The organism is Acinetobacter sp. (assembly GCF_036659555.1).
Taxonomy (GTDB): Bacteria; Pseudomonadota; Gammaproteobacteria; order Pseudomonadales; family Moraxellaceae; genus Acinetobacter.
Window position 1 is genome coordinate 1 of sequence record NZ_JAVXCI010000133.1, and the last position, 5,570, is coordinate 5,570.

The 5,570-nt window shown below is 54.3% G+C and carries 3 protein-coding genes; all 3 read right to left on the reverse strand.

The genetic code is table 11. The features are described 5' to 3' along the window. Positions 1–38 precede the first annotated feature (38 nt). The gene (locus RSA72_RS13630) at positions 39–965 is read right to left on the reverse strand and encodes a branched-chain amino acid transaminase (RefSeq protein ID WP_332633352.1); all 927 of its coding nucleotides are present in this window, start codon (positions 963–965) and stop codon (positions 39–41) included. Positions 966–983: 18 nt separating this feature from the next. Then, positions 984–3,743, reverse strand: coding sequence for a bifunctional [glutamate--ammonia ligase]-adenylyl-L-tyrosine phosphorylase/[glutamate--ammonia-ligase] adenylyltransferase (gene glnE / locus RSA72_RS13635; protein ID WP_332622787.1), 2,760 nt, complete (start codon positions 3,741–3,743; stop codon positions 984–986). 84 nt (positions 3,744–3,827) lie between these two features. Next, positions 3,828–5,105 (reverse strand): sensor histidine kinase, encoded by a 1,278-nt coding sequence (locus RSA72_RS13640; protein WP_332622789.1) that lies wholly within the window; start codon positions 5,103–5,105, stop codon positions 3,828–3,830. Positions 5,106–5,570 lie beyond the last annotated feature (465 nt).

Below are 5,570 nucleotides of genomic sequence, written 5' to 3' on the forward strand. Positions count from 1 at the left end.
GGAACTTCTGTTCCGCCTTTTAATCTTAACCGATCAGCTTATTTTACGTAAGTTAGCCAGTGCGCATATTTAGGGTCTTTGCCCTGAACGGCGTCAAAGAATGCTTTCTGGATTTTTTCCGTAATCGGGCCGCGGCAGCCCTCGCCGATTTGACGGTCATCATATTCGCGGATTGGCGTCACTTCAGCGGCCGTGCCGGTAAAGAACGCTTCATCGCCGATATAGAACTCATCGCGGGTGATGCGGCGTTCAACCACTTCAATGCCCAAGTCTTTGGCAATGGTGATAATGGTTTGACGGGTAATGCCGTCCAATGCGCCGCCGGCGATATCCGGCGTATGCAGTGCGCCGTCTTTCACCAGGAATACGTTTTCGCCTGAACCTTGGCAGACATAGCCCTGCGGGTCCATCAGCATCGCTTCGTCATAGCCTGAATGCGCCACTTCCTGATGCGCAAGGATAGACAAAGTATAGTTGCCCGACGCTTTCGCCTTGCACATCGTCACGTTCGGGTGATGATGGGTAAAGGATGAAGTTTTCACGCGAATGCCGTTCGCCATGGCTTCATCGCCCAAATAGGCGCCCCAGCTCCACGCCGCTACAGCAGCATGAACGGTATTGTTGGTTGCTGCGATGCCGAGTTTTTCAGAACCGATCCAGATTAAAGGGCGCAGATAGCAGGACGCCAATTTATTTTCACGCACCACATCAATCTGAGCCTGCTCCAGCGCCGCCTGATCAAATGGAACTTTCATCTGATAAATTTTTGCAGAATTAAGCAGGCGCTTGGTATGGTCTTGAAGACGGAAAATCGCGGTACCATTTGGTGTTTCATAAGCGCGGACACCTTCAAAGACCCCCATGCTGTAATGCAGCGTATGAGTTAAGACATGAACCTTCGCTTCACGCCAGTCAACCAATTGTCCATCTTGCCAAATAAAACCATCACGATCAGCCAAGTTCATGGCGCACACTCCAAATTTTTATACACAGTCATTTTTATCCAAAGCAGCAGCTGCGCTTGGATCAATCAATCTTTGCCATAGCTTGCAAACGGCCTCTCGGGTATCGCGCCAGTCCGCTGCGCTGACTTGCATGGATTGATTTGCAAGCGCCAGACGGTGGCTCTCGGCCCGTTCACAAAGATAAGCTTGAATCAATGCTGTCGCGTCGTCGCTGGATAAGCAACCTGCTCTTGCGGCGTCTTCAAGGATTCGTACGTTGTCGGAGTAATGAGCGAGATCTGGATTCGCCCCACTCCATGCCAATACCGCATACTGTGCCATAAATTCAATATCAACGATACCACCTGCATCCTGTTTTAAATGAAAAATTCCTTCTTTTTTCTGCGCTTTAGATGAGCCTAAATGATCCTTCATTTTGCAGCGCATTTTCAGCACTTCTTCGCGCACGCCGGCTTCATCCCTCGGCTGGGTCAGAATACGGCAGCGCAGATCTTCAAACTTGGCGCGCAGCGAATCCTCCCCGGCAATCGAGCGCGCGCGCACCAAGGCCTGATGTTCCCAGAGCCATGCGCTTTTAAACTGGTACTGCTCAAAGGCTTTCAGGCTGGTCACCAGCACGCCGGCCTCGCCGGAGGGGCGCAGCCGCGTGTCAATCTCATAGACCCGGCCATCCAGGGTTTGCGTGGTCATTAAAGACATGAATTTCTGCGCAACGCGCATGGCGAATTCAAAACCGCTGATCGGCTTCAGGCCGTCAGTATCCGCCTGTTCATCCATGAAATGAATAAACACCAGATCCAGGTCTGAACCATAGCCCAGCTCAATGCCGCCCAGCTTGCCGTAGCCCGCAACCGCAAATGCGGTATGCTCCGGCGAGCAGCGCTGGCCTTCGGCATCCAGCGGGCAGCCGTGCTTTTTCGCCGTCATTTGATACGCCAGATGCAGCGTCGCATTCACCGAAACTTCCGCAATATCGGTCAAGGCGTCAGAAACTTTCATCAGCGGGCTTTCCGCCAGCACATCGCTGGCAGCCACGGTCAGCACATTGGATTTTTTAAAGAGGCGCAGCGCGCGCATCAGGTCTTCCACATCATCCAGTTCAATGCGCAGCAGCTGCTGGCGCAGCGAATCTTCCAGATCCCAGCGCTTGGGCAGCTCAAAATCCATCGACAGGAACTCATCCAGCAGCACCGGATAATGGGTCAGCTCCTCGCAGATCCACGGGCTGACGGTGGCCATTTTCACCAGGCGCTGCAGCGCGCCTTTGCTTTCAATCAGCATCACCAGATACACCGTGCGGCGCATCACCGACTCCACCAGAGGCATCAGGCGCAGCAAAGCCACCTGCGGGCTGTCGGACTGAATCACCGCTTCAACCAGATGCGGCCAGAAAGCCTTCAGGCGCTGCACCGCTTTAGCCGGGAGTTTTTTCAGCGCATGGCCATGCCAGAACTCATGCACCAGATTTTTCGCATGCGCATCCAGCACTGCATCCAGCTGCTTTTCCAGCTGGGCAAAGCTTTCAGTCAGCGGGTCCGGCTCCGTTTCCTTAATCAGATGCTCAAACTGGTAAATCACCTTGACGCGCTTCCGGTTCAATACCTGCAGAAACTGCTCCCAGGACGTGTAGCCCAGCGTGTCCAGCATGCGCTGGCGCAGTTCGGCTTCGGCCGGCAGCGACTGGGTCTGCTGGTCATTCAGCGCCTGAACCGCATGCTCAATGCGGCGCAGGAACAGATAGGCGTCTTCAAGTTCCGCAACCGCCTGAGCATCCAGCAGGCCAGCCTCGCCCAAATGGCGCAGGCTGATCAGGCATTGACGGTCCTGCAGCGCCAGCTTGGAGCCGCCGTAAATCAGCTGGAACACCTGCACAATGAATTCCACTTCGCGGATGCCGCCGGCGCCCAGCTTAATATCATCTTCGATATTGCGGCGCTGCACTTCGCGCTCAATCATCGCCTTCATTTCGCGCATGGCTTCAAAGGCGCTGTAATCGACATATTTGCGGAATACAAAAGGGCGGGTCATCTGCAGCAGGTCTTGGCCCTCTTTTCCGCCGGTGACAATCCGCGCCTTGATCCATGCATAGCGCTCCCACTCGCGGCCATGCTGGCTGAGGTATTTTTCCAGCGCCGCATGGCTGATGGCCAGCGCCGAACCGTCGCCCCAGGGGCGCAGGCGCATATCCACGCGGAATACAAAGCCGTCGGCGGTGATATGATCCAGCAGGTAAATCAGCTTCTGCCCCCACAGGATGCAGAACTGCTGCACATCAATGCATTTGCGCCCATCGCTTTCGCCCTGCTCATCAAAGGCGAAGATCAGGTCGATATCGCTGGACAGATTCAGTTCCTGCGCGCCGAGCTTGCCCATGGCAATGACAATCAAATCCTGCTTTTGGCCGTTGTAGCCCAGCGGCTCGCCATGCTTGGCGGCCAGCGGCGGATAGGCGAATGCTTTGGCTGCGCAAATGGCGGCGTCGGCAAAATCGGAGAGTTCTTTGGTCAGCGTGACCACATCAGTCAGCTGATTGGCGTCCTGCCAGATCCAGCGGAACATCAGGCGCGCGCGCAGTATGCGCATTGCGCGCATCCATGCAGCTTCATCCTGAATCTGATCTAAGGTATTTTCCACATAGGCCTGAATCTGCGCAGCGCTGAGCGGCGCGAGGAACTGGTCGGCTGCATAATCCTGCTCAATTAAAGCGCCATGCATTCCCAGCACCTGTTCAGCATACTGGCTGGCGCGCAATGCCTTGCGCAATTGTTCCGCGTTCATTTTCAAACCCTAGGCCTACGTTTTTTCTAGTTATATCAGCTGCCAAGGGATAGTGGAAAAGAAATTTAATGCGCCATGCGCTGCTCAGGCGGTTTCTTCCGGCTTGTCGCCCTGCAGGCTGCCCATGCTTAAAGCCTGATGGCTGCTGGCTGCCGGCGGGAAGGTTACGCTGAATACTGTTCCAGCGCCCTCTTTGGATTCCACGCTGATTTCGCCGTGGTTTAAATCGACAAAGCGCTTGCACAGCATCAGGCCCAGCCCTGTGCCTTTTTCGCCGGCGGTGCCTTTGACGCTGACCGTCAGCTTGGGCTGGAACAGCTGCTCAATCTGATGCCGGGTCATGCCCAGGCCAGTATCCTGAATGCTCAGGCTCACGCCGGCTTCGCTCTCCGCCGCGCGCAGAATTACCGCGCCGCTTCCATCGGTCTGGGTGAATTTAAGCGCATTGGAAACCAGGTTCTGAATAACTGAAGTCACCATATTAATGTCAGCGTAAATTTTCAGGCCTTCAGGCACTTCATTCCGCAACTGGATATTCTTTTTCACCGCCAGGCTGTTCAGCACATTGCAGACAATTTTGACCGACTGGCCGATCTCAAAATTAATCGGATGATAGACAAAGCGCCCGCCTTCGGCCATGGCCCAGTTCAGCAGGCTTTCCAGCAGGCTGTAGGTCGATTGCGCCGTATCAAATAAATAGTCGGCAATATTCTGAATGCTGGATTCATCCAGAGAATCGCGCTCTTGCGCCAGAACTTCTGAAAAACCCAGCAGGCCGTGAAACGGCGCGCGCAGGTCATGCGCGATAATCTGGAAAAACTTGGTTTTGCTGAAATTCAGCGCAGACTGCTGCTCATATAGCTCTTTCAGCTCGGCATTTTCCACCCGCAGCTTAATCATGCTGACCAGGCCCTGCACAAATTCCTGCACGATGCCTTTCTGCTGCGCGTCAAATATTTCCGCGCTTTCATCAAACAGCAGCACCTGCCCAATCACGCTTTCGCCGTCTTTCAGGCTGAAACCCAGCAGGCGCGCGTGACCCGCGCCCAAATCCCTGATATGCCAGGAAAACGCCGCATAATTCGGATGCAGCGCGTCAATGCAGTCTGCGCCGTCAAAATAGGCCGCCCAGCCCGCATCGCCATGGGCTAAAAATGGCTTGCATCCGGCTGCCGAGGAATGCCAGACATAGGGCTCATCCTGAAAGGCCAGAATGGCGCTGTCAATCTGCAGCAGGCCTCTGGCGACTTTTAGAAATTCGGCTATGCGGTTATCTTCGGTAAACACGCCCAGCAGCAATGCCAGCCTGCATGCCGCCAGCTGTTCAGTCTGCGTACCTATTTCCAGCAACTGTATTGCCATAGACGCCTCACTTTGCCATTGCTTAAAGCAGTCAAACCAGCCGGGCCGGCCAGCCTAAACCGGCCCATACTATTAATTAACAAATTTTAACAAACAACTCAATAAGCCGGGCCGGAAAACAGACCAAAGGCCGCCGGCCGGATGAGCTGCAATTTTTAAGCCGGATGCTAAAAACTGGCTGCTGCTGTAAGCGCTTGAAGGTTTACATTGCGCCATCAATCCAGTGATTCATCCGCAATTGACCCGCTGCATAAATGCTGCTTTGGCCGCACCTTCCGCCAGCTGCCTTCAATTTCTCAATCTCCGGCAACGCGCGTCCTGCCCGCTCAGCTCAGAAATGGCGCATTAAATCATCTATTTAGAATTCTTCAGGCAATAAAAAACCCCAAGGCTTAATACGCTTGGGGTTCTTTAGAATTTTGGTCCCGAGGGTCGGACTCGAACCGACACGTCATCTCTGACAGC